The organism is Ornithinibacillus liuyingii, assembly GCF_055550225.1.
The window spans coordinates 223,457-245,682 of sequence record NZ_JBPWOS010000001.1 but is presented as its reverse complement, the minus strand read 5'-3'; the positions used below and the strand labels follow the sequence as shown (position 1 = coordinate 245,682).

Annotated in this window: 22 protein-coding genes; 11 read left to right on the top strand and 11 right to left on the bottom strand. The window is 35.7% G+C overall.

Annotated features, from left to right (window positions below):
• Nucleotides 1-385: 385 nt before the first annotated feature.
• Both ACSKT4_RS01230 and rnjA read left to right on the top strand, forming a co-directional pair.
• Nucleotides 386-595 carry a DNA-dependent RNA polymerase subunit epsilon gene (locus ACSKT4_RS01230; protein ID WP_186868536.1) on the top strand — a complete coding sequence of 70 codons (210 nt, stop codon included), beginning with the start codon at nucleotides 386-388 and terminating at the stop codon, nucleotides 593-595.
• Between the two features lie 3 nt (nucleotides 596-598).
• Complete coding sequence (gene rnjA / locus ACSKT4_RS01225; protein WP_186868535.1) at nucleotides 599-2,266, top strand: ribonuclease J1; 1,668 nt, start codon at nucleotides 599-601, stop codon at nucleotides 2,264-2,266.
• 83 nt (nucleotides 2,267-2,349) lie between these two features.
• Here the strand turns inward: rnjA and ACSKT4_RS01220 are convergent, their stop codons facing one another.
• From ACSKT4_RS01220 to fadH, 8 genes are all read right to left on the bottom strand, one after another.
• Nucleotides 2,350-3,018, bottom strand: a complete 669-nt coding sequence (locus ACSKT4_RS01220; RefSeq protein ID WP_186868534.1) for a potassium channel family protein — start codon at nucleotides 3,016-3,018, stop codon at nucleotides 2,350-2,352.
• A gap of 97 nt (nucleotides 3,019-3,115) precedes the next feature.
• A complete protein-coding gene (locus tag ACSKT4_RS01215; protein WP_211741548.1) occupies nucleotides 3,116-4,957 on the bottom strand; it encodes an ABC transporter ATP-binding protein in 1,842 nt (613 codons plus the stop codon).
• A 12-nt stretch (nucleotides 4,958-4,969) separates the two neighbouring features.
• The gene (locus ACSKT4_RS01210; RefSeq protein WP_186868532.1) at nucleotides 4,970-6,718 is read right to left on the bottom strand and encodes an ABC transporter ATP-binding protein; all 1,749 of its coding nucleotides are present in this window, start codon (nucleotides 6,716-6,718) and stop codon (nucleotides 4,970-4,972) included.
• A 165-nt stretch (nucleotides 6,719-6,883) separates the two neighbouring features.
• The gene (locus tag ACSKT4_RS01205) at nucleotides 6,884-7,126 is read right to left on the bottom strand and encodes a YkuS family protein (protein WP_211741550.1); all 243 of its coding nucleotides are present in this window, start codon (nucleotides 7,124-7,126) and stop codon (nucleotides 6,884-6,886) included.
• Nucleotides 7,127-7,194: 68 nt separating this feature from the next.
• Nucleotides 7,195-8,325: an N-acetyldiaminopimelate deacetylase gene (locus ACSKT4_RS01200; RefSeq protein ID WP_465822684.1), complete on the bottom strand. Its 1,131-nt coding sequence runs from the start codon at nucleotides 8,323-8,325 to the stop codon at nucleotides 7,195-7,197.
• 16 nt (nucleotides 8,326-8,341) lie between these two features.
• Entirely contained in the window at nucleotides 8,342-9,058 is a 717-nt protein-coding gene (gene dapD / locus ACSKT4_RS01195) for a 2,3,4,5-tetrahydropyridine-2,6-dicarboxylate N-acetyltransferase (protein WP_186868529.1), read from the bottom strand.
• Nucleotides 9,059-9,166: 108 nt separating this feature from the next.
• Entirely contained in the window at nucleotides 9,167-9,622 is a 456-nt protein-coding gene (gene cbpB, locus ACSKT4_RS01190) for a cyclic-di-AMP-binding protein CbpB (RefSeq protein WP_186868528.1), read from the bottom strand.
• A 468-nt stretch (nucleotides 9,623-10,090) separates the two neighbouring features.
• Nucleotides 10,091-10,858, bottom strand: a complete 768-nt coding sequence (gene fadH / locus ACSKT4_RS01185; RefSeq protein WP_186868527.1) for a 2,4-dienoyl-CoA reductase — start codon at nucleotides 10,856-10,858, stop codon at nucleotides 10,091-10,093.
• A gap of 151 nt (nucleotides 10,859-11,009) precedes the next feature.
• Here fadH and ACSKT4_RS01180 point away from each other — a divergent pair, with 151 nt between their 5' ends.
• The 4 genes from ACSKT4_RS01180 to ACSKT4_RS01165 all read left to right on the top strand — a co-directional run bounded on the left by ACSKT4_RS01180 (nucleotide 11,010) and on the right by ACSKT4_RS01165 (nucleotide 13,581).
• Complete coding sequence (locus tag ACSKT4_RS01180) at nucleotides 11,010-11,861, top strand: metallophosphoesterase (RefSeq protein ID WP_186868526.1); 852 nt, start codon at nucleotides 11,010-11,012, stop codon at nucleotides 11,859-11,861.
• A gap of 67 nt (nucleotides 11,862-11,928) precedes the next feature.
• A complete protein-coding gene (locus tag ACSKT4_RS01175; protein ID WP_186868525.1) occupies nucleotides 11,929-12,147 on the top strand; it encodes a hypothetical protein in 219 nt (72 codons plus the stop codon).
• Nucleotides 12,148-12,425: 278 nt separating this feature from the next.
• The gene (locus ACSKT4_RS01170; protein WP_186868524.1) at nucleotides 12,426-13,010 is read left to right on the top strand and encodes an SCO family protein; all 585 of its coding nucleotides are present in this window, start codon (nucleotides 12,426-12,428) and stop codon (nucleotides 13,008-13,010) included.
• Between the two features lie 100 nt (nucleotides 13,011-13,110).
• Nucleotides 13,111-13,581, top strand: coding sequence for a YkyB family protein (locus ACSKT4_RS01165; protein WP_186868523.1), 471 nt, complete (start codon nucleotides 13,111-13,113; stop codon nucleotides 13,579-13,581).
• Between the two features lie 355 nt (nucleotides 13,582-13,936).
• Here ACSKT4_RS01165 and ACSKT4_RS01160 read toward each other — a convergent pair whose 3' ends face one another.
• On the bottom strand, nucleotides 13,937-14,293 hold the full coding sequence (locus tag ACSKT4_RS01160; RefSeq protein WP_465822682.1) for a hypothetical protein: 357 nt from the start codon (nucleotides 14,291-14,293) through the stop codon (nucleotides 13,937-13,939).
• Between the two features lie 151 nt (nucleotides 14,294-14,444).
• Between ACSKT4_RS01160 and ACSKT4_RS01155 the strand changes: the two genes are divergently transcribed.
• Nucleotides 14,445-15,332, top strand: a complete 888-nt coding sequence (locus ACSKT4_RS01155) for a DMT family transporter (protein ID WP_211741554.1) — start codon at nucleotides 14,445-14,447, stop codon at nucleotides 15,330-15,332.
• Between the two features lie 29 nt (nucleotides 15,333-15,361).
• Nucleotides 15,362-16,525, top strand: a complete 1,164-nt coding sequence (locus ACSKT4_RS01150; RefSeq protein ID WP_186868520.1) for an aminotransferase A — start codon at nucleotides 15,362-15,364, stop codon at nucleotides 16,523-16,525.
• Nucleotides 16,526-16,579: 54 nt separating this feature from the next.
• On the opposite strand, the gene ACSKT4_RS01145 is transcribed toward ACSKT4_RS01150, so the two are convergent.
• Entirely contained in the window at nucleotides 16,580-16,753 is a 174-nt protein-coding gene (locus ACSKT4_RS01145; protein WP_186868519.1) for an aspartyl-phosphate phosphatase Spo0E family protein, read from the bottom strand.
• Between the two features lie 180 nt (nucleotides 16,754-16,933).
• Between ACSKT4_RS01145 and lepB the strand changes: the two genes are divergently transcribed.
• From lepB to ACSKT4_RS01130, 3 genes are all read left to right on the top strand, one after another.
• Nucleotides 16,934-17,458 carry a signal peptidase I gene (gene lepB, locus ACSKT4_RS01140; RefSeq protein ID WP_255488069.1) on the top strand — a complete coding sequence of 175 codons (525 nt, stop codon included), beginning with the start codon at nucleotides 16,934-16,936 and terminating at the stop codon, nucleotides 17,456-17,458.
• A gap of 327 nt (nucleotides 17,459-17,785) precedes the next feature.
• A complete protein-coding gene (locus ACSKT4_RS01135; protein WP_465822679.1) occupies nucleotides 17,786-18,943 on the top strand; it encodes a zinc ribbon domain-containing protein in 1,158 nt (385 codons plus the stop codon).
• Between the two features lie 21 nt (nucleotides 18,944-18,964).
• Entirely contained in the window at nucleotides 18,965-20,110 is a 1,146-nt protein-coding gene (locus ACSKT4_RS01130) for a S1C family serine protease (RefSeq protein WP_186868517.1), read from the top strand.
• Between the two features lie 151 nt (nucleotides 20,111-20,261).
• On the opposite strand, the gene ACSKT4_RS01125 is transcribed toward ACSKT4_RS01130, so the two are convergent.
• Entirely contained in the window at nucleotides 20,262-22,208 is a 1,947-nt protein-coding gene (locus ACSKT4_RS01125) for a sensor domain-containing protein (RefSeq protein ID WP_186868516.1), read from the bottom strand.
• Between the last annotated feature and the right edge of the window lie 18 nt (nucleotides 22,209-22,226).

Below are 22,226 nucleotides of genomic sequence, written 5' to 3'. Positions count from 1 at the left end.
GTTACGTCGCCTAAAAGAAAAGCTAAAGAAGCGTTGGAAAGATTTTTTAGGCCGAGGACGTGTACCATCAACTTTTAGAGAATAAAGAAAAAAAGGCAGGGTATAAATGATAGCCAATCTACCGATAATGATAAATCTAACATAGTCATTCACCTGTCTTTTTGTTAAGTTACATGGTGTGAACGGATTATAAAGATGCGGAATATAGTTAGGATGTACGATAGACTCTAAGTCAATCGTTATATTAAAATGAATGGATTAAACGGACCGATTCTAATCGGAAATAATTACATAATGAGCTTAAGCTAATTAGTAATAACGGATATCTTCTTTACATTTTTTGAATGGTAAATATAAAGTTATAGAGAGAGACAGGAGAGATAGTATGATTTTTAAAGTAATATACCAAGAATCTAGACAAGAAATACCAGTACGAGAACGTTCTAAAAGCCTTTATGTTGAAGCAGATTCTGAAAAGGAAGTAAGACAAAAATTAAGCAATCGCAACTACAATATCGAATTCATCCACCCACTAGATGAAGCACATTTAGCATATGAAAAACAATCCGAAGATTTTAAAGTGGAGAATGTTTAAAAAATGAAATTCGTAAAAAATGATCAGGCAGCAGTATTTGCACTAGGTGGACTTGGTGAAATAGGAAAAAATACGTACGGAGTACAATTTCAAGATGAAATAATTCTAATTGATGCTGGGATTAAATTCCCTGAAGATGAGTTACTTGGTATTGATTATGTTATTCCTGACTACACCTATTTAGTGCAAAATCAAGATAAAATAAAAGGCTTAATTGTAACACATGGTCATGAAGATCATATTGGTGGAATTCCTTATTTACTGCGTGAAATTAACATTCCTATATACGCAGGTAAGCTGGCGATTGGCTTAATTCGAAATAAATTAGAAGAACATGGATTATTAAGAAATGCAAAATTACATACCATTCAAGAAGATGATATCATTAAATTCCGTAAAACATCTGTTAGCTTTTTCCGTACCACACACAGTATTCCCGATGCATATGGTATAGTCGTAAAGACACCACCAGGCAACATCGTTCATACCGGTGACTTTAAGTTTGATTTCACACCAGTTGGGGAACCTGCAAACTTAGCAAAAATGGCAGAAATAGGAAAAGAAGGTGTACTTTGTCTTCTTTCAGATAGTACGAATAGTGAAGTTCCAGGCTTTACTTTGTCTGAAAAAGTAGTTGGAGCAAATATTAGCGATATATTCAGTCGTGTAACTGGAAGAATTATTTTCGCTACCTTTGCCTCAAATATTTACCGTCTTCAACAGATGGTAGAAGCTGCTGTTCGCTATAATCGAAAAGTTGCTGTATTTGGGCGTAGTATGGAATCTGCTATTAAGTTAGGTCAAGAGCTTGGCTATATTCAAGCTCCAAAAGATACATTTATCGAAGCAAACGAGATTAATCGTCTCCCAGCAAATGAAGTAACCATTCTTTGTACCGGATCTCAAGGCGAGCCGATGGCAGCATTATCTCGAATTGCAAATGGGACACATAGACAAATTCAAATAATCCCTGGTGACACAGTAGTATTTTCTTCTTCGCCAATCCCTGGAAATACATTAAGTGTTAGCAAGACCATCAATATGTTGTACCGTGCCGGTGCAGAGGTTATTCATGGTAAATTAAATGATATTCACACTTCTGGACACGGAAGCCAAGAAGAACAAAAGCTAATGTTACGCTTAATGCAGCCGAAGTACTTTATGCCGATTCACGGTGAATACCGTATGTTAGTGGAGCACACTAAATTAGCTGAAATGTGTGGCGTAAATCTAGAAAATTCCTTCGTTATGGATAATGGTGATGTGCTAGCTTTAAGTAAAGATACTGCACAAGTATCCGGAAAGATTCCTTCTGGTTCTGTATATGTAGACGGAAGCGGTATTGGTGACATAGGTAATATTGTCTTACGTGATCGCCGTATTCTATCGGAAGAAGGATTAGTTATTGTAGTCGTAAGTATTAACATGAAGGAGTTCAAGATTGCTGCAGGACCTGATATCATTTCTCGTGGTTTTGTTTATATGCGTGAATCAGAGGACATGATTAATCAAGCTCAAAAGCTTGTTTCTGCACACTTGAATAAAGTAATGGAGAGAAAAACGACACAATGGTCTGAAATTAAAAACGAAATTACAGATACAATTGCTCCATTCCTATATGAGAAAACGAAACGCCGTCCAATGATCTTACCGATTATTATGGAAGTTTAAAAAAGTCTTCTAAGGGGTATGACTCCTTAGAAGACTTTCTTTTTTATGTAATATGAACAAACTCCATTCCATTAAAACGAAAATTAATCATCTATCACTAGCTGCCTTTCAAATCTAGCAATGTCTTTATCTGCACCTACTACAACTAATATATCGTTTTCTGTCAGTATATCGTCTGGAGTTGGCGATACGTTTATATCTCTCCCCTGCTTAATCGCAACAACTGTACACCCGAATTTTGCACGTATATCGAGTTCAATAATAGACTTACCTGTCATTTTCTTGCCTGCTTTTACCTCGACAATACTGTGGTCATCTGAAAGTTCTAGATAATCAACAATATTATTGGAAATAATACTATGAGCTATTCTTCGGCCCATGTCTCTTTCCGGGTGTACTACTTGATGGGCTCCAATTTTATGTAGTATTTTGGCATGGTAATCATTTTGAGCTTTTACTGTAATTCGCTGTACACCTAATTCGACTAATACTACGGTTGTCAAAATACTAGCTTGGATGTTATCACCAATAGCAACAATAACATGGTCAATGTTTTTAATACCTAATTCTTTCAATGTCGTTTCATCGGTTGAGTCAGCTATCACTGCGTGAGAAGCAATATGCTTAAATTGATTCACTTTTTCCTCATCACGATCTATAGCTAATACTTCCATTCCCTCACGGCTTAATTCCTGACAAATACTCCCCCCGAATCTTCCTAAACCAATAACTGCAAATTCCTTTTTTCTCATTAGAGTTCCTCCATCAATATCCTTCTATCAATTATACTTTAACAATTGTAAGAAAAAGAAGCAATTTCCTTATCGAAAATTGCTTCGTGTTCCTGTTTTACATTGCATCGAGCATTTGAAATTGTGAGCGTACTAAATGATAATACTCTCCTTTTTGCGCCATTAATTCATCATGGTTTCCATTCTCTAGAATCTTTCCATGCTCTAATACATAAATATTATCTGCTTCTCTAATAGTTGATAATCTATGAGCAATAATTATCGCTGTTCTACCATGCAATAATGTTCGTAGTGCAGCTTGTATTTTTAACTCTGTTTCCGTATCGATGCTTGCTGTTGCCTCATCTAAAATAATGATACTAGGATTAGCTAAAAGTGCACGAGCAAATGATAATAACTGTCTTTCTCCGGCAGAAAGAATATTCCCTCGCTCTTCCACTTCTGTTTCGTAGCCTTTTGCCAGACGTTTAATAAAATCATCTGCCCCGACTACTTTAGCAGCTTCCAATACCTCCTCATCGCTTGCATCCGGTCGGCCGAAACGAATATTCTCCATAATCGTTCCCGAGAAAATAAAAGTATCTTGTAAAACTACACTAATATGTTTACGCAAGCTCTTTAATGACACATCTCGTAAGTTATGACCATCAATCTTCACTTGCCCTTTTGTCGGATCATAGAATCTACTAATTAAATTAGCAATAGTTGATTTACCACTTCCCGTATGTCCTACTAACGCAATTGTCTGACCTGCCTTCATTTCTAAAGATACTTCATGTAGTGCAATCCGGTCATTATTATAGGAGAATTGAACTTTCTCAAATTCAATATGCCCTTTCATTTCAGTAAATTCATAAGGGTTATCCGCTTCATCAACATTCGGCTTTTCATCTAAATACTCGAAAATCCGTTCAGATGAAGCCATGGCTACAAGCAACTGATTATACATCTGACCTAATCGAGAAATAGGATCCCAGAACATACCTAGATAGAAGGCAAAGGCTATAAAGGTACCAACTGCTATACCACCTGCATCGGGTCCTAAAATAATTAAATGCGCACCATAGGCAATTAGTATTACTGTTCCTATGGCATTACTCATTTCTACAAACGGACGGAACATAGCACTTTTTCTCGTTGCATCAATCCATGCAGAATAAGTGTCCGTATTTAACCCATCAAAGAACTCAGTGTTTTCCTTTTCCTGTGTAAACGACTGTGTGATACGAATACCCTGAATGCTTTCATTCAAATGTGAATTCATACGTGATTGTTGAATACGAACTTCCTGCCACGTACGTCGAATCTTTCTTCTTAATACTGTTGTAATATAAAACATTAACGGCAAAATAACCATCACTGCAACTGCTAATTTAGGACTTAAGGTAAATAGAATGGTAACAATACCAAGTAATGTAACAATATCCATTAATAAATTGATGATACCGTTTGAAAATAACTCTTGTAAGGAATTGGTATCATTCATAATACGAACTAGGATAGAGCCTGCAGATCTTTTATCAAAGAAATTATTAGATAAGCTCTGTACATGGGTGAATAAATGCTGTCTTAAATCATATATGACATTTTGCCCTAGCAAATTCACCCATTTAATTCTTAAATAGTTCGCAATATAGCTTAGAAGGTACAATATCCCTATAATAATAACGAGATTGATTAACAGTTTCGTATCTTTATTCGCGATTGCTATATCAAACGCAGCCTTACTAATTAAGATAGGGATTGCTAAGCGAATAGCCGTGGATACAATCATAGCGATAATGGCACCTAGTAAATATGTTTTCGTGTATGGTTTTAAATATACAAGTAAACGCCATATCTGCTTCCAGTTAAAGGGCTTTTCTATCGCTTGATCTATCGTATAATAAAATCGTTTTAAATGTCTTTTGTCAGGAATACTCTCTTTTTTACTTGCCATCTTAATCCCCCCTTAGTTCACAGCATTCATAATCGTATCATGGTCTTGATATTGGATATCATAAATTCGCCTGTAGGCACCATTTTGTTTTAATAACTCCTCATGGCTACCTCTTTCCACAATCTCACCATTATCTAATACAATAATTTCATCCGCATGTTTTAAGGAGGAAATTCGGTGAGCAATGATAAAGGAAGTACGCCCCTTCATTACTTCCTTTAATGCTTGTTGGATACGGAATTCTGTTTCCATATCTACAGCGGATGTGGCATCATCAAGAACGAGAATACTCGGATCCACACATATGGCACGCGCTATCGCAATACGCTGTCTTTGACCACCGGATAATCCCATACCTCTTTCACCAAGTAACGTGTCATACCCTTTTGGCATTTCCATAATAAACTCATGTGCTTGTGCACGCTTTGCTGCATCTATTATCTGTTCATCCGTTGCATCTGGATTACCATACGCAATATTTTCACGAATGGTAGTAGAGAATAAAAACGATTCCTGTAGCACAAATCCAATATGTCTTCTCAACGTCTTCAAATCATAGTCTTGAACAGGTCTGCCATCGACCAATACCTCACCACTCTCAGGTTCATAGAAACGAGTAATTAATTGCGTAATACTTGTTTTACCTGATCCTGTACCTCCGATTAACCCAATTGTCTTACCTGGAGGCGCATCAAAGTTAATATTCTTAAGTGCAGAATCATCATCTTTTGTATAGGTCAAGGTTACATTTTTAAATGTCACATGACCTTTAATTGATTCTTTAATGGCATTTTCTTTGACTACAATATCTTCGTTCTCTTCTAATATCTCACGAAGTCTTTCCCCTGATGCTTTCGCTTGTGAAAACATGTTAATAACGTAACCAACATTCATTAATGGTCCCATGATATACCAAACTAAGCTAAAGAATGCTAGTAACTCACCAGGATTCAAACTACCATTAATAACTAAATATCCACCAAATCCAAGTAGTGCAACAGCACACACATTCCCAATAAACTCCATTAGTGGGAAGTACTTTGCCCAAAGCTCCGATGTTTTAATGTAATTTTGACGGTAGTCTGCATTACTTGTGGAAAACCTGCCAATTTCGAAATCTTCTCGTGATAATGATTTGACTGTTTGCACACCGCTTATATTCTCTTGTACCCTTGTGTTTAGTCTCCCAAAGGATTTTCTTATTCCTCTAAATGCCACGTGTGCAAGCTTTTCAAACCGCATCGCTACTAAAATGAGGAAAGGCATTGCTGCCATTGTGACTAATGTTAATGACACGGAGTAATAAAACATTACACTTAAACTAATAGCGATAAGTAAAATTATTCTTATCAACTCGGAAAATCCAAAGGATAAGAAAAAGCGAAAACCTTCTACGTCTGCCGTTAGACGTGACATAATATCTCCTGTTTTAGCGTTATCGTAATATTTAAATGATAGGACTTGAAGCTTCTTGTACAATGCATCACGTAACTCATAGACTGTACTTACACCAAAACGGTCCCCTAAAAACTGGTGATAAAATGTTGCAATGCCCTTAATAAGCATTAGAACAATAAACACTGTAGCAATATAAGGTACTAACTCATATTTTTCTTTTGCTACAACTTCATCAATTGTTAACTGTAAAATGATAGGATACACAACTGTAATAACCGTTACAAAAAACAAGAAGAATAATGATCCAAAGAAGTAGTTTTTATAAGGCCAATAAAATTGTTTAAGCTTTTTAAATGTATCCATCCATTCCCCTCCCCCTGAAGTTATTTTCTTTTATTCACGTAATTACTAATATAACGGTTTCCGAAATAAATTACCACCTCTTTTTCATAATTTATTAAAAAATTTTTTATAATGAAAAAGACATAAAAAAAGAGGCCAAACGTGACGAGCCTCTTTTTGATATTACTAGCTTAATTTTTCGTTTACCATTTGAGCAATTTCTTCAGCGTTCTGTCCACTCGCATTAATTACTGGTCCTGCTATACTTGTATCCGCCATACCCATGACGTCTTTGTCAAGTCCAGAGATTACACAGCAATCACAATGCGCTGTATCAGCCTCTGATTTTAATTCAATTACTTCATGACCCATTGCCATTAATGCTTCCTTAACATCAGTAAGGGATTCTTCTACCCCGATTCTAGCCATCTTCTTCACTCCTCTAAGTATGCAATTTACAACTTTAGTTTTACCGAAAGTGAAGAAGATATTCTATATTAATATTCCTTTGACGATATGGTTTTAAGCATTTGGCTTACTATTTTTACACCAACCCCGAGAGCCTCTTCCTTTGGAGACAGTTTCGCATTATGTAATCCGTAGGGTGAGTCGACACCGAGCCAGAACATAAAGCCTGGAATTTCCTTTAACATAAAACCAAAATCTTCCCCAGTCATTGCTTTCTTAGCGCCTAAATAGGTAAATTCAGATTGCTCCACTACAGCTTTGAATAACTGGACATAGTCTGAATCATTATATACTTGATAGTAATTGGATCCATAGTCTAATTTTATTTCACAATCATGACTAATCTCAAACCCTTGTGCCATTTTCTCTAACTTTTGCTTTATTCTTGTCATCGCTTCAGGATTTAATGTTCGGATTGTCCCTTCTAGCCCAGCTGTTTCAGCAATGGCATTTTGCACATGTCCACTCGACATCTTTCCAATTGTTACAACTGCACTATCTTGAGGATCCATTGATCGAGAAACAACATGTTGTACTTGAGAGATAAAGCTCCCTGCAGCTACAGCCATATCCTTCGTTAAATGCGGAAAGGCAGCATGCCCACCTTTTCCAATAAAATCAATATATAATTCACTTGTATTAGCAAATAATAACCCCGGCTTACTAGCAATAGTTCCAACGGAATATTCAGGTGCAACATGAAGTGCAAAAATACAATCTGGCTTCCATCTTTGAAATTCCTCTGATTGCATCATAGGAAATGCTCCACCTGGACCCTCTTCCGCTGGTTGGAACACAAAGACGACATCGTCTTGAATAGGATGCTCTATAACATATTTCAGGGCTCCTAACGCAATCGTCATATGAAAGTCATGGCCACATGCATGCATCTTCCCTTCATGTGTAGAGGCAAACGCAGATCCAGTAAGTTCTTCAATCGGAAGTCCGTCTATATCTGCCCGGTATCCTATTTTTTTCTTTGGATTTAAACCCGACACCTTCACGAGTATACCTGTTTTCCATGTTTGTATCTCTACGCGATCTGTTGCTATATCATGAATAAACCGTAATAAATATTCTTGGGTTTTCCATTCCTGAAACCCTAATTCCGGAATTCGATGTAAATCTCTCCGTATTTCCTTCAGTTCCGCAAGCTCCATAGGTTTTCTCCTTGCTCTAATTATCTAGATTACGAAGTTCTTGCATAATCTCCGTTTTAGCCTTTGTTCCTTCATCAATTTCTTTTAATACTTTAGCAGGTGTTCCGGCAACTAATGTATTCGGCGCAACATCTTTAGTAACCACTGCCCCGGCAGCAACAACAGCACCTTCACCAATTGTCACACCTTCTAATACAACAACGTTAGCACCAATAACAACATCATCTTCCACTATTACTGGTTTTGCAGAAGGCGGTTCAATCACACCAGCCAACACGGTCCCGGCTCCAATATGACAATTCTTTCCTACCGTCGCTCTACCACCTAACACCGCATTCATATCAATCATCGTACCGTCACCAATTACTGCTCCAATATTAATCATGGCACCCATCATGATAACAACACCGTCTCCAATTTCTACTTGATCACGTATAATAGCACCTGGTTCGATGCGAGCATTAATATTTTTTAAGTCTAATAATGGAATTGCCGAATTACGACGATCATTCTCTATTACAAAGTCAGTAATGGCATTATTATGTTCGTTTAAAAATGCCGAAACCTCATCCCACTCACCAAATAGTACCCCACTTCTTTGCTCTACAAAGGCTTGAATAGTACCATAGGATAGTGCATTCAAGTTATCACCTTTTATATAAACCTTTACAGGTGTACTTTTTTTACTATTTGAAATAAAATTAATAATTTCTTTGGCATCTAACATTTTCATGGTCAGCCACCTCCTAATTTTTCTAATTTTCACTTTAACAAACTGTTATCATTTGAGCAAATATTAAATTTAAAAAAAGTTCCTTTGCAGTTTTGCAAAGGAACCGTATTAACGACCTTGTTTGTTTTTTCCAGAATAAATATCTTTTCGTATTTCTTTCAAAATAGCTCTTCTTGTTAGTATGCCATCAAAATATCCTTCTCCATCCACAACACAAACAAACGGATAATCAATCAATGCCTTCAGCCCATCAACTAATGTATCCTCTTTTAACACCCTAGGAACGTCTGTTACCATGACATCTTTAACTTGCAAATCTGATAATCGATCAATTTCAAAGCGTTCTAGTCCTAATATTTCATTTAATATCTTTGTCTTACCAATTGTACCTTCCAGTTTGTATGTGGAGTCCAATACTGGGACTGCAGAATATCCAGATTTGACTAAGACTAAGAGAGCATGCTCCAATGGATTATTCACTTGCACATGAGCCACTTTTTCAGAAGGTATCATCATATCTGCAATCGTTAATGCTGTTAATTCTTGATCTTGCAACAAACTCATTGTACCCACTCCTTAAAAAACTATAGTGCAATTTCAATTGCGAAGGGGCTTTCATTTCTTATCCTACTCTAATGTAATCATCACCTACATTAATTGTAACATACTATAAGTTGTTTTAGCATGTACAACAAATCTTACTTCACAAAAATATAACGCTAAAAGCATTAACAACGTACCACTTTGAAAAATACTATGAAGCGAATGGCTCTTACGATAACAATGTCCGAAAACAAGTCAAATACTATCATAAAAAAGATATGATAATGTACTTAAATTCAGAGGAATGATAGAAGGGGCTTGAGAACCCCGGAAGCGAAAACGTAATAGTGGTTCCCTAATCCCATGACGACAGGGTAAGCACTCCAGTGTATAGTAAAACAGATCCTGTCTTCTTATTGAAAATACACCTATTTCTCCGGGGGCACTTCTGATATTCTGTCGTTTACTAATTTATCCTTCATCACTTTATTAAAAAGGAAATTTATTTAACCACTGTCCACCATCCATGGTCACGACCTCACCATTTATATACGATGCCTTTTCTGACAATAGGAATAATGCTAATTCAGCAATTTCTTCAGGCCTACCTAATCGTTTTAACGGCACAGATTCCAACGTACGCTTTGCAGCTTCTTCGGATAAGAACAACTTTTCAGCTCCACCAGTTCGCTCTATTGGTCCTGGAGCAATAGCGTTTACTCGAATCCCATATTTTGTTCCCCATTCAACTGCCAATGTTCTTGTCATATTTAGCACACCTGCTTTAGCTGCTGAGGAATGGATTACACCCGCTCCGGCATTCCATGCATAAGTTGCTACCATATTAAGAATGGAACCGTTTATTTTATTTTCTATCCAGTACTTTCCTACCTCACGACTACAATAGAACGTCCCATTTAAGACAATATCTATTACCGCATTCCAACCATTTATAGACAGTTCTTCTGCCGGAACGATAAAATTACCAGCAGCATTATTTACTAAATAATCAACTCTTCCAAAATGAAGTACTGTATCCCTTACCATTCGTTCTACATCTTCTGGGCTCCGAACATCCATTGGAACAACTAGAAGTTCCCCTTTTGCAGTTTCTGTTAATTCTTCCCGAACGATATCAAGCTTCTCTTTCGTTCTACCTGTTAGGACAACATTTAACCCCTCGTCTGCAAACTTTTTTGCCATGTACTTTCCCATACCACTTGAGCTACCCGTTACGATTACCGTTTTCGTATTCAATTTTTTACTCCCCCTTACTTAATTCTTTATCTCTATAGTATTTCCATTTATCAAAAAAGTCAAAATACCATTTTTTGTATTATCATGTCATACGTATTTTTGGAATAGGTATGTTATAATTTAAAAACATTATGTTCACGAAGGTGAAAGTATGAATAGAAGATCTTTTATAAAAAAACTATTAGCTGGTTCCCTTGCATTTTTTGGCATTAGTGGAGGTACATATTATTACGCAAGAAATGTTGAACCGGCATTGCTTACCGTACATAAAGAAACCATCCAATCCAAGAAAATACCGTCCTCATTTGATGGATTTAAAATCATTCAATTTTCCGATACGCATATTGGATTTCATTATACGCTTGATCAATTTCAAGAGCTAGTTAAGAAAATAAACGCTTTAGAACCCGATTTAATTGTTTTTACCGGTGATCTAGTAGATAAACCGAATCAATATAATTGGAATCCAAGACTTACTAATCTATTAAGTTCATTACATGCACCAAAGGGTAAGTTCTGGATATACGGCAATCACGATCATGGTGGCTACGGAACAGAAATTGTAAAAGAAGTCATGGGACAAGCCAATTTTCAATTATTAAAAAATAGTCACCATACCATCGAACAACAGGTTGACCGAATCCTTATCGCTGGAATCGATGATGTTATGCTTGGACAGCCAAATCTTTCTAAAACATTAGAAAATACCAACCCTGATTTATTTACGATCCTTCTAGCCCACGAGCCTGATATTGCAGATAAATCAATGGAATTCCCTGTCGATGTTCAACTATCAGGTCATAGTCATGGCGGACAGGTTAGACTACCTTTTGTTGGTCATCTTTATACACCGTTATACGCGGAGAAATATGTAGAAGGAAAATATAGATTTGAATCTAGTAATCTCGACTTATATGTAAGTAGAGGCATTGGTACAACACGACTACCTTACCGGTTCCTTTGCAAACCAGAGATCACGTTGTTTACTTTAAAAACACAATAACCAGGCTCTTTCATACGGACAAATGCATATATTGTTATTAGTCCATTGATGAAAGGGAGCGTTATAGATGACTACTCCATCTCTAGATTTTGAGTACTATACTGTAAATAATACAAACCAACTAGATGAACGATTTTTCCCAATTGTTCCATTTCTAACCGGTTTAGTAATTGGACCATTATTATATCAAGCATTCAATCCATATTACAGCTATCCATATCCTCTACCATACCCAGTACCCGTTCCTTATTATAATAGTTATGGGTATGGTACAAGTTATTATTAGCTTCAATAAGTTATAATCTATAATAGATGGATTAGGCTTACTGATGACCTAAACCACACTTGGTGGCTAGAATTCAAACAGTGCTATGATAAACTGGATATAAACTAATGAGACCATAAGAAGTCCTACATCCAGTATAGGGCAGCAAGAATTCTAGCTACTCAACCCTATAGTTTATGCATCCTCTTGCTAGCTGTAACAGTTTATTCATAGTTTTCTTCACCTTTCCATGTTAGAATAAATGAAGATTGAATTTACATACAGTGGAGGATAATTACATGTTTAAAAAAATTCCCTTGTTCGTGCTATTTGGTTCCATTCTCTTGTTAGCTGCATGTGGCGGCAAACCTGAAGGTGATTTCTCTATAGACGTAAAGGACTTTACCTACACAAACCAAGATGGTGAACAAGTAAGTAAAAATGATTTTGAAGGTAAAATCTGGATTGCCGATTTCATTTATACAACCTGCTTAACCGAATGCCCTCAAATGACCTATAACAAGCAAAGAATTGAAAAGGCTTTAAAAGAAGAAGGTATTGAGGAAGTTGAATTTGTTTCCTTCAGTATAGATCCTGAAGTTGATACACCTGAAGTACTAAAAGAATATGGAGAAGTCCGGGGAATTGATTTCGCAAATGGTAATTGGACGTTTTTAACCGGTTATGATTATGATACGATTAGGGAATTTGCGGTTTCCTCTTTTAAGACAATTGCTGAGGATATGAATGATGGTACATATGCACATGGTGTATCATTAACTATTGTAAACCCTGAAGGAAAAGCTATTAAGCAATATAATGGAATGTATTTAACAGAAGAAGAAATTGAAGAAGTTGTTGAATTCATTGATAGCATGTTATAAGAAGCCGAGACCCGGCTTCTTCATTTATTAATTGAAAGTGGACAAGCTTTGCGATACTATAAAAAGAAATACAAGAGGAAGATGGAAAGGAGGTTTGTCGATGCCAAATAGTGAAACGGTTTCTTTGCGTGATTTGGCCAGAGCTATTTATACGGTTAATCGTCATGCCAAAACTGCTCCCGAACCACAACATCTATACTTCATTAAGAAAGAAACCATTAAACAATTATTAAAGGAAAAACGGGCAAAAAAAATCGGGTTGCATTTCTCCGATCATCCCAAACTTAGTAACCAGCATTCAACCCTCTTAGTTAAGGTGGATGACTATTACTTTCATATCCCTCCAACGAAGGAAGACTTCCAGGAACTTAAACATTTAGGATCACTCGATCAAAATTATCGAAATCCCCAAACAAAAATGTCATTATCACAAGCAAAGAAAATAATCTATCAATATATTGACTATAAACCAGTCAATCATAAGCAAAAAAGAAGACAATACAATTCCTCTTACTTTACGCCGTCTTCTTTAGGTAAAATGGAATGGCCACCTAAGAAAAACTTTCGATGAGTTTATAATATCCTAGATTAAATAAACAGAGCAATCCTCATAGTGAGAACTATGAGGATTTTTGGTTTCGTTGGATTTAGCATAACTTTTAGAAAATATGATTTGATAATAGAATTTATTAATTTATTCTTTACGAGCAGGCCAAACTAAATTTCGCGCGGCTTTACTTACCTTTCGCGCGACAAAAACTACATTTCGCGAGTCCTTGCCACTCCCGCGCGATTTCTGCCTCCTGACGCGCGATTTCTCTTCTTCCCCGCAACTTCTGCCTCCCTGTCGCACTATTGCTTTACTTTCCGTACGACATCCTCCACCGCACGCGCGAATATAGTGCTCCCTATGTAACACGTCTCTTCTATACTTTCTTCCTCCTCTGTTTCATTCCCTTAAATACATGCATCACACATAACACAAGACCGAATATCGCTAATACTTGTAAGGAGATTTTAAACAATTCATAAGTTAACATTTCTATATCGCCTATAAATAACACCACTATAAAGAAAATGACGATAAATGCTAGACCGCTTAGTATGTAATTTAATAGCCTTTCAGATTTTAATGATATGAGAATTAGAGCAATTGGTCGTATAATAAAATAACAACCTAGAATTCCCAAAAAAATGAACAGCGTAAAAAAAGCCTCTTCTGATATTCCAAAAGATTGTAATTGTGATATATTGATCCAATTTATTCCCCAGATATATTCCATCAACATCTACCATTCACCTCTGCACCTTCTATTATTATCCATTCTAAACGAACTATGAGAAAACTATACTCCCCTTCTCTTATTTAGCTTATTTTTCACTAATTTTGCTATAATTGATATAGTAATGAATCATGTAGAGGTGGTATGATGGTTGAATAAAGCAGTTATATGGATAATAGTAGGTGCAGCATTATGGGGGACCATTGGTTGGTTTGTAAAGAATTTATATATGTACGGTTTTACACCAATGGAAGTTGTCACACTTCGAGTAACATCAACTGCTATTCTTTTAGTAAGTTATGTATTATATCATTCTCCTAAAGCATTAAAACTACATTCTTTTTCAGATGTAAAATACTTCATCGGTACAGGGATTTTTAGTATTATATTTTTTAATTACTGTATGTTCATGGCCATTGATTTATCTACCATTCCAATTGCAACAGCTTTACTTTATACGGCTCCTGCCTTTGTTACCATCTTATCTTTTTTCTTATTCAAGGAAACTTTCACAAGTCGAAAAGTACTCTCCCTGATGGGCACTATAGCTGGAACAAGCTTCGTAGTTGGACTGTTACCTAGCAATTTAAGTGCCATCCCATATCAAAGTATTCTATTTGGAGTTGGCTCTGGTATTGGATATGCTTTATATAGTATTTTTAGCAAATACGCGTTAACCAAATATACTAGTCTAAGCATAACAGCCTTTACATTTATTATTGCTACCGTTACATTATTACCGTTCTTTCCCTATAGTGAAAAGCTAACAATATTAACGGAACCGGCGGTGCTTTTTTATGCGTTTGGACTAGGACTTTTTCCAACGGCTATTGCGTATATTGTCTATACACACGGCTTGAAAAAAACCGAAGCATCTAAGGCATCTATTCTATCAACCATTGAGCCGGTAGTTGCAACTTTTATCGGCATTTTAGTATTTCATGAATCGTTTACATTTGTACAGATGTTAGGTATGGCGCTTATTATAAGTTCGGTTATTCTCATGCAAACCAACCCAAGAAAATCTTTACAAACTTAACTAATCATCAAACAACCTGGAGGAAGACCATGGAGCATTTATTAAATCAACAAGTTAAAACAATAGAAATATCTGGAATACGAAAGTTCTTTAACATGGTAACAGATGTTGAGGATGTTGTGTCACTTACGATTGGGCAACCAGACTTCTATACCCCCGAACATATAAAGGAAGCTTCTATTAAAGCAGTAAAAACTAATAAAACGACCTACACGAGTAACGCTGGCATTATCGAATTAAGAAGGGCAATAGCACATTATTATGAAACGAATTATCATGTTAGCTTCCATCCCGAAGATGAAATCATCGTTACTACGGGAGCATCCCAAGGGATAGATATTGTGCTTCGAACTATTTTAAATCCGGGTGACGAGGTAATACTCCCTGCTCCCATCTATCCTGGTTATGAGCCATTGATTACACTGGCAGGAGCGAAAACGGTTCATGTTGATACTTCTAACCACCAATTTAAAATGACGAAGGAGCTATTAAAGCAAGCTATAACAGATAACACAAAATGTATTGTTCTCCCCTATCCATCTAATCCTACTGGAGTCTCTTTAACTCATTCAGAATTAAAAGAGCTCGTAGACGTATTAAAAGACAAGAATATATTTATACTAGCTGATGAGATATATAGTGAATTAGTTTATGATTTTGACCATACATCAATTGCGAGCTTTCAAGAAGTTGCAAATCGTACAATAGTCATTAACGGCGTTTCCAAATCTCATTCGATGACTGGATTTAGGATAGGTTATGTCCTTGCACCGAGATGGCTTACCGCACATCTATTAAAAGTTCATCAATACAATGTTGCTTGCGCCTCTTCTATCAGTCAATACGCAGCCTTGGAGGCCTTAACACACGGAATTGATGATCCTCCAAAAATGAAAGAGGTTTATGTAAAAAGAAGAGATTATGTATATGATCGTTTTTCTAATATGGGGATTTCTGCTAACAAACCGAACGGAGCTTTCTATTTATTTCCGAATATTTCAAAGCCTGGTATGTCCTCCTTGGAATTAGGGGTAGACATAGTTAGAAAAGGGAAAGTAGCATTAGTACCAGGGGGAAGTTTTTCAGAGTATGGAGAGCAGTATATGAGGTTATCTTACGCATATGATTTCACCACTTTAGAAAAAGGCCTCAATCGTCTTGAGGAGTATTTCTATCGATATATTAAAGGCTAAGTTTAGATGGGATATTCATCACTTAGGATATCCCTCCTATTAGCCACTTTATCCTTATCTGGTCATATTCTTTTCATTTTTCACTTTTTCATAGATATTTAATAATCGATCTAGCTCTTGACTAAGTGCTATGGATTCTAAACTTGTTATTCCTTGCGTTAAGGCAACAGAACTCATTTTATTACGTAATTTTTCTATTTCTTTTAGGAGCTTGTCTGTTTCACACAAAATTAACAAAACCTCCTTTTCTATTTCTATTAATTTAGCATAAATAGGCTTTTTTTAACAATGAAATACCAACTCTTTTTTAAGTATCAAAAATTTACACTGATTTACCTTTATTCTTGCTATAATAAATATAGCTGAAATACATAATAGAACTTTTTTTAGTTGAAAGGAATGTCTTCTTTGACCGAAGTAAAACAAAAAAATGAATGGAAAGAATGGGGCAAAGCAATATTAATTGCCGTTGTTCTAGCCTTCTTATTACGCACATTTGTATTCGCAACTTCCATCGTAGAAGGTGATAGCATGGACCCTACGCTTCAAGATGGAGAGCGTGTTATATTTAATAAATTTGTTTATTTGATTAACGAACCAAATCGTGGAGACATTGTAATTATTCATCGTCCTGAGAAGAATTACGTAAAAAGAATTATAGGGTTACCTGGTGAAACAATTGAGATTAAGGACCATAAATTATACATCAATAATAAGCTTCATAATCAAACGTTTCTAACAGAGGATGCTAAGAATCACACGGGTAATTATGGTCCGATTACAGTACCAAAAGGAAGATATTTTGTTATGGGGGATAACAGGTCCATCAGCAAAGATTCAAGAAATGGGCTTGGATTTATCATGGAAGATGAAATTATCGGTAGATCTGAGTTTATCTTTTATCCCTTTAATGAAATAGCGAAAACACGTTAAACCATAATTATGAAATATGGAAGGTTGTCTTTTTAGTACATGGGCTAAAAAGACAACCTATTTTTTGTTTATTATTTCTCGTTATCTAATATACAGCTTCCAATAAAGTACAATAAAATTACAAAACATAATATACCAAAGTATGTTTCAAACATAGTGAAGCACCTCCTAGAATTTATTATATGTATTATTTCACTATTATAAAAATACACTAGCCTTTTATATCATACCACATATGCCCCCTAATTAAAGAGAAATGTGATAAGATATATGTAAAAATAATGACGAAGTTAATCGAAATAAAAGAGAAAGCAGGTGAATATTTTGTTGCATTGCCCAAAATGTGGCTCCATCGTAAAAGAAGAGGAATTATACTGTGTAAGCTGTGGTGTAGAATTACCTAATGATATTCACTTACGTTCTATAAATAATAAGAAATTCAATAAAATATGGTTTATACCAATCATAACCATCTTCATCACGTTATTAGCCAATAATCTTTTTTATAATTTTCTACAAAATCAATCCTCACAAGCAATAAAGCATTACGAGCTTGGAGCGAAGAGTCTTGAAGCAGGAGACTATGAAGCAGCAAACATGTATTTTACACTTGCCTTGAAAGAAAAGCCAAATTTTAATCAAGGTGAAGTTGCATTAGAGTTTATTCAAAAAACATCCGATATTACCTCTTTATTAGAGGAAGCTAATCAGGAATTAGAGAATAATGAATTTCAAACTGCACTTACTTTAATTAGTCAAGCAGAATCATCTTTAACAAACTTCAATGGAATAGCAACCACTGATCTAGTAGATGAGATAGTATCTTTTCGTGATCATGTTAAAATCGAACAACTGAAAAGCATATTGAATCAAAATCCATCTGTTGATGAGTTGAAGGTATTACTTTGGGAAGCAGATGCGATAAAAAACAATGAAGCAACGGAAATCACTGACACTATCCGGAACCAAATCGTTGAATTCATCTTCACAGAAGCCAGTAAACAACTAAGCGAAAATCAGTTCAGTGATGCTTTATTTATAGTGGATGACGGGCTAAAGTATGCCCCAAATTCAGAAAAGCTCCAAAGTCTTAAAACAACAATAGAGAAAGAGAAGGTTTCATTTGAGGTTACACAACAGCAGCGTATTCAACAGGCAATCGATACAGCTGAAGAGGAACGAGAAATGAACGAAACAGATGCTATTGAATTAACATCAATTAAACTGGAAAATGATGACCATGGGAACTTAGTAGTTAAAGGTGAAGTAACGAGTGTGGCAACCATTCCAATTAGTTCCATTCAAGTTGAATATTCCCTACTGACGAAGGATACAGAATTTCTCTCGAATAGTGTTTACGTTTATCCAGATACTCTATATCCTAATGAAAATGGAAAATTTGAATTTACCCATTATGATATAGGCAAGGATGTTAAGAAATTCGATGTCAAGGTATCCAAAATCACCTGGTATACAAATTATTAAATACTCTATTGGAGTGAAACTATGTTACAAAATAAAAGAAAATTCCCGATAATCATTACGACTATTATAATCGTTATTGGTATTGCTACGTCAATTTATCTTTATATATCTTGGCAATCAGAGCCATTAGTAATAAATAATCCTGCCATTAGTAAAGTGCAAACTGACAATGAAACGGTTGACTTAAAGACGATTATTCACGAGGCAGAGAAAAACGTCGTCCAAATTGAAGCTAAGAATGATTCCCAAACCCTAACCGGTTCAGGATTTCTTTATAATGAAAAAGGCGATATCATAACAAATGCACACGTTATTAAACAGGCAGATACAATATATGTCCGAACTGCCAATGCCCGTGTCTACCCTGCTGCTGTCATTGGAATCGGTGAAGAAACCGATATAGCGGTTATACGTGTACCTCAGCTAGCAGGGGAAAAAGGTCTCTCTATAGAGAAAGATCAATTAGCTGAACTTGGTGATGAAGTAATCGCGTTAGGAAGCCCTCATGGATTTCAAAATACCGTTACACTTGGCATTATCTCAGGTAGTGAACGTAACTTCTATGTAGAAGGTTACGATTATAAAAATGCCTATCAAATCTCTGCTCCAATCACACATGGTAATAGTGGCGGTCCCTTAATTAATCGCAACAGTGGCAAAGTGATTGGAATAAATTCTGTTGGAACTGAAGACGGAACCATTGGCTTTAGTATACCTATTGTTGATGTCATTCAAGAGATTGAAGGCTGGTCAAAGGAAGCTCAAAATAGTGAATTGACCTATACAAGTACAGAGGATTTACTTAATTCGATTGATCCCGAGCAAATGAAGCAGGATGCGGAATATGTGATGGAGTACTTTATCGATAGTATTACGATTCGCGATTATGTCGCTGCATATTCACTACTCGGTGATTCCATTCAATCTACGACCTCTTACGCTAGTTTTCGTGAAGATTATATCCAAATAGTAGATGTTAACTATACCCACCAGTCGACTTCTATTTTGGATAGCAATCATGCATCTGTTCTAGTAGATGTTACATTAACCCAAAATAAACCAAACGAAGAGGAACAGTTAGAAGAACAAATCCAATATGAATTTACCATCGGGTATGAAAATGACCAGTTGAAGATTATAGGAATTGACTATCAAGAACAAGATTAATCATAAGAAAAAACAGCACAATCACTCCTCTTCTAACGATTGTGTGTGTGTTAGTTTTTTCTTATGATCCAGCTTTCGGAATGTATTTTTTTACTTTCCTATCTATCAAGAAGGAAGACCACGGAGCTCCGAGGTCTTCCTTCTATCTTAATCACCCTAGAAACGGTGTTAGTTTTTTTGGTGGTAGAGGCCTACTAAAGAGATATCCTTGCATTTCATCACATCTTTCACTTGTCAGAAAATCCAATTGTTCCCTCGTTTCAACCCCTTCAGCAATCACCTTCATATTCAAGGAGTGGGACATATGGATAATCGATTTTACAATTGCTTGATTTTCCTTCTTTTGTTCATCTAAAAACATTTTATCTATTTTTAATTTTGTAATTGGAAAAACACTCAAATACTTAAAAGATGAGTAACCAGTTCCAAAATCATCTATTGAAACGAGAACACCTAGCTTTCTAAGTGCATGTAACGTCTCTAATATTTCTTCTTCATTGGACATGGCCATTCTCTCTGTTATTTCTAGTTCTAAATACGAAGGCTCCAGGCCCGTTTCATCTAAAATATCGTTAATCTTCTCAACTAAATTACGTTGGTAAAACTGTTTAGCAGATAAATTAACACTTACTGTGATTGGCTTATATCCCTTGTCTTGCCATTCTTTGTTCTGACGACATGCTTCCGATAATACCCAATCCCCAATATCAATAATTAATCCTGTCTTCTCAGCCAATGGTATAAACTCACTCGGACTTATAAATCCCTTCTCCGGATGGTTCCATCTGATAAGCGCCTCTAGACCAACAACTTCATTCGTTAGTAGATTTATTTGGGGTTGGTAATGCAATTCAAACTGTCCTTCTTTTAAGGCCCGTCTCAGTTCTGCCTCCATCGTTAACATTAATTTAAAATTCTCTGAGATAGTAGAATCAAATATATTGTAATAATTCCGATGTCGTTCCTTAATTACATACATAGCAGAGTCTGCATGTTTAATTAAATCAGAAGCTGTTAACCCGTTATCCGGAAAGATGCTAATCCCAATACTGACAGTAGTATATATTTCATAATCATCTATCGTGATCGGTTTTTCAAATTCAGCAATTAGCTTTTCAGCAAAATCAATTGCATCTTCTTTCTCTGTATGCCGTTGAAGAAGTAAGAATTCATCCCCCCCCATTCTAGCAAGAAACGTATCCAATTGCTGGAATAATTTCAACCGATTCGCACAAGCCTGCAAAAGCTTATCGCCAAACGAATAACCTAAAGTATCATTAATTTCTTTAAAATAATCCAAATCTAAGAAGAAAACTGCGACTTTTTCTTCTTGTTGTTCGGCTTGTATAATAGCATCTTTTAACACTTTATTAAAAAAATTTCGATTAGGTAAATCGGTTAACTCATCATAATAAGCCATATACTCAATTTTATTTTCTGCTTCAATTCGTTCCGTTATATCTTTCACACTAGCAGCACGTATAATCTTACCATTCTTATAATAAGGGTATTCGACCATTTCAATATAAAATAATGTTCCATCCTTGCGTACACCTTTTAATTCAAGTACACCATTAATAGTAACCAAATCAGTCTCGATAAGCTTTCGATAGCTCTTTGCATCGATTAATTGATCCATCGTTTTCCGTTTCAATTCTTCTATTTGATACCCAAACATCGTAGCAAACGTGTCATCACAATCTATAATAGCTCTTTTCCCGTATAAAACGATCCCCTCTACGGAGTTATTCGAGATTTGATTAATATAGCGTTTAATTTCATCTGCTCGATTCCTGATGGACAATTCATCAAGAATCAAACAATAGAGATTTTCGTTTACTTGAAGTGATTTAACTTCTAATAATTTTCCCTTTTCTGTTTTCATTTCCATTAACAAGTGAGATTGAGAAGCATCCAACAATAATCTAAAATCAATGTAATCTTCGATAGAATTACTAATTATTTGTTCTGCATTCAATAAGGTATATGCCTTTAGATTACCTTCAATAATCATTCCATCCTTGCTTACAAACACAATTGCCTCTTTAAAAAAAGATAATATTTGGCTATTTAATGGCATGGTAAGCTGCTCACTCATTTGATTTCTCCTCACTTG

Excerpts from the sequence above, each read along its gene's own strand:
- ACSKT4_RS01230 (WP_186868536.1), top strand. The coding sequence starts at position 386 with ATGATTTTTAAAGTAATATACCAAGAATCTAGACAAGAAATACCAGTA.
- rnjA (WP_186868535.1), top strand. The coding sequence starts at position 599 with ATGAAATTCGTAAAAAATGATCAGGCAGCAGTATTTGCACTAGGTGGA.
- ACSKT4_RS01220 (WP_186868534.1), bottom strand. The coding sequence starts at position 3,018 with ATGAGAAAAAAGGAATTTGCAGTTATTGGTTTAGGAAGATTCGGGGGG.
- ACSKT4_RS01215 (WP_211741548.1), bottom strand. The coding sequence starts at position 4,957 with ATGGCAAGTAAAAAAGAGAGTATTCCTGACAAAAGACATTTAAAACGA.
- ACSKT4_RS01210 (WP_186868532.1), bottom strand. The coding sequence starts at position 6,718 with ATGGATACATTTAAAAAGCTTAAACAATTTTATTGGCCTTATAAAAAC.
- ACSKT4_RS01205 (WP_211741550.1), bottom strand. The coding sequence starts at position 7,126 with ATGGCTAGAATCGGGGTAGAAGAATCCCTTACTGATGTTAAGGAAGCA.
- ACSKT4_RS01200 (WP_465822684.1), bottom strand. The coding sequence starts at position 8,325 with ATGGAGCTTGCGGAACTGAAGGAAATACGGAGAGATTTACATCGAATT.
- dapD (WP_186868529.1), bottom strand. The coding sequence starts at position 9,058 with ATGAAAATGTTAGATGCCAAAGAAATTATTAATTTTATTTCAAATAGT.
- cbpB (WP_186868528.1), bottom strand. The coding sequence starts at position 9,622 with ATGAGTTTGTTGCAAGATCAAGAATTAACAGCATTAACGATTGCAGAT.
- ACSKT4_RS01180 (WP_186868526.1), top strand. The coding sequence starts at position 11,010 with ATGAATAGAAGATCTTTTATAAAAAAACTATTAGCTGGTTCCCTTGCA.
- ACSKT4_RS01175 (WP_186868525.1), top strand. The coding sequence starts at position 11,929 with ATGACTACTCCATCTCTAGATTTTGAGTACTATACTGTAAATAATACA.
- ACSKT4_RS01170 (WP_186868524.1), top strand. The coding sequence starts at position 12,426 with ATGTTTAAAAAAATTCCCTTGTTCGTGCTATTTGGTTCCATTCTCTTG.
- ACSKT4_RS01165 (WP_186868523.1), top strand. The coding sequence starts at position 13,111 with ATGCCAAATAGTGAAACGGTTTCTTTGCGTGATTTGGCCAGAGCTATT.
- ACSKT4_RS01160 (WP_465822682.1), bottom strand. The coding sequence starts at position 14,293 with ATGGAATATATCTGGGGAATAAATTGGATCAATATATCACAATTACAA.
- ACSKT4_RS01150 (WP_186868520.1), top strand. The coding sequence starts at position 15,362 with ATGGAGCATTTATTAAATCAACAAGTTAAAACAATAGAAATATCTGGA.
- ACSKT4_RS01130 (WP_186868517.1), top strand. The coding sequence starts at position 18,965 with ATGTTACAAAATAAAAGAAAATTCCCGATAATCATTACGACTATTATA.
- ACSKT4_RS01125 (WP_186868516.1), bottom strand. The coding sequence starts at position 22,208 with ATGAGTGAGCAGCTTACCATGCCATTAAATAGCCAAATATTATCTTTT.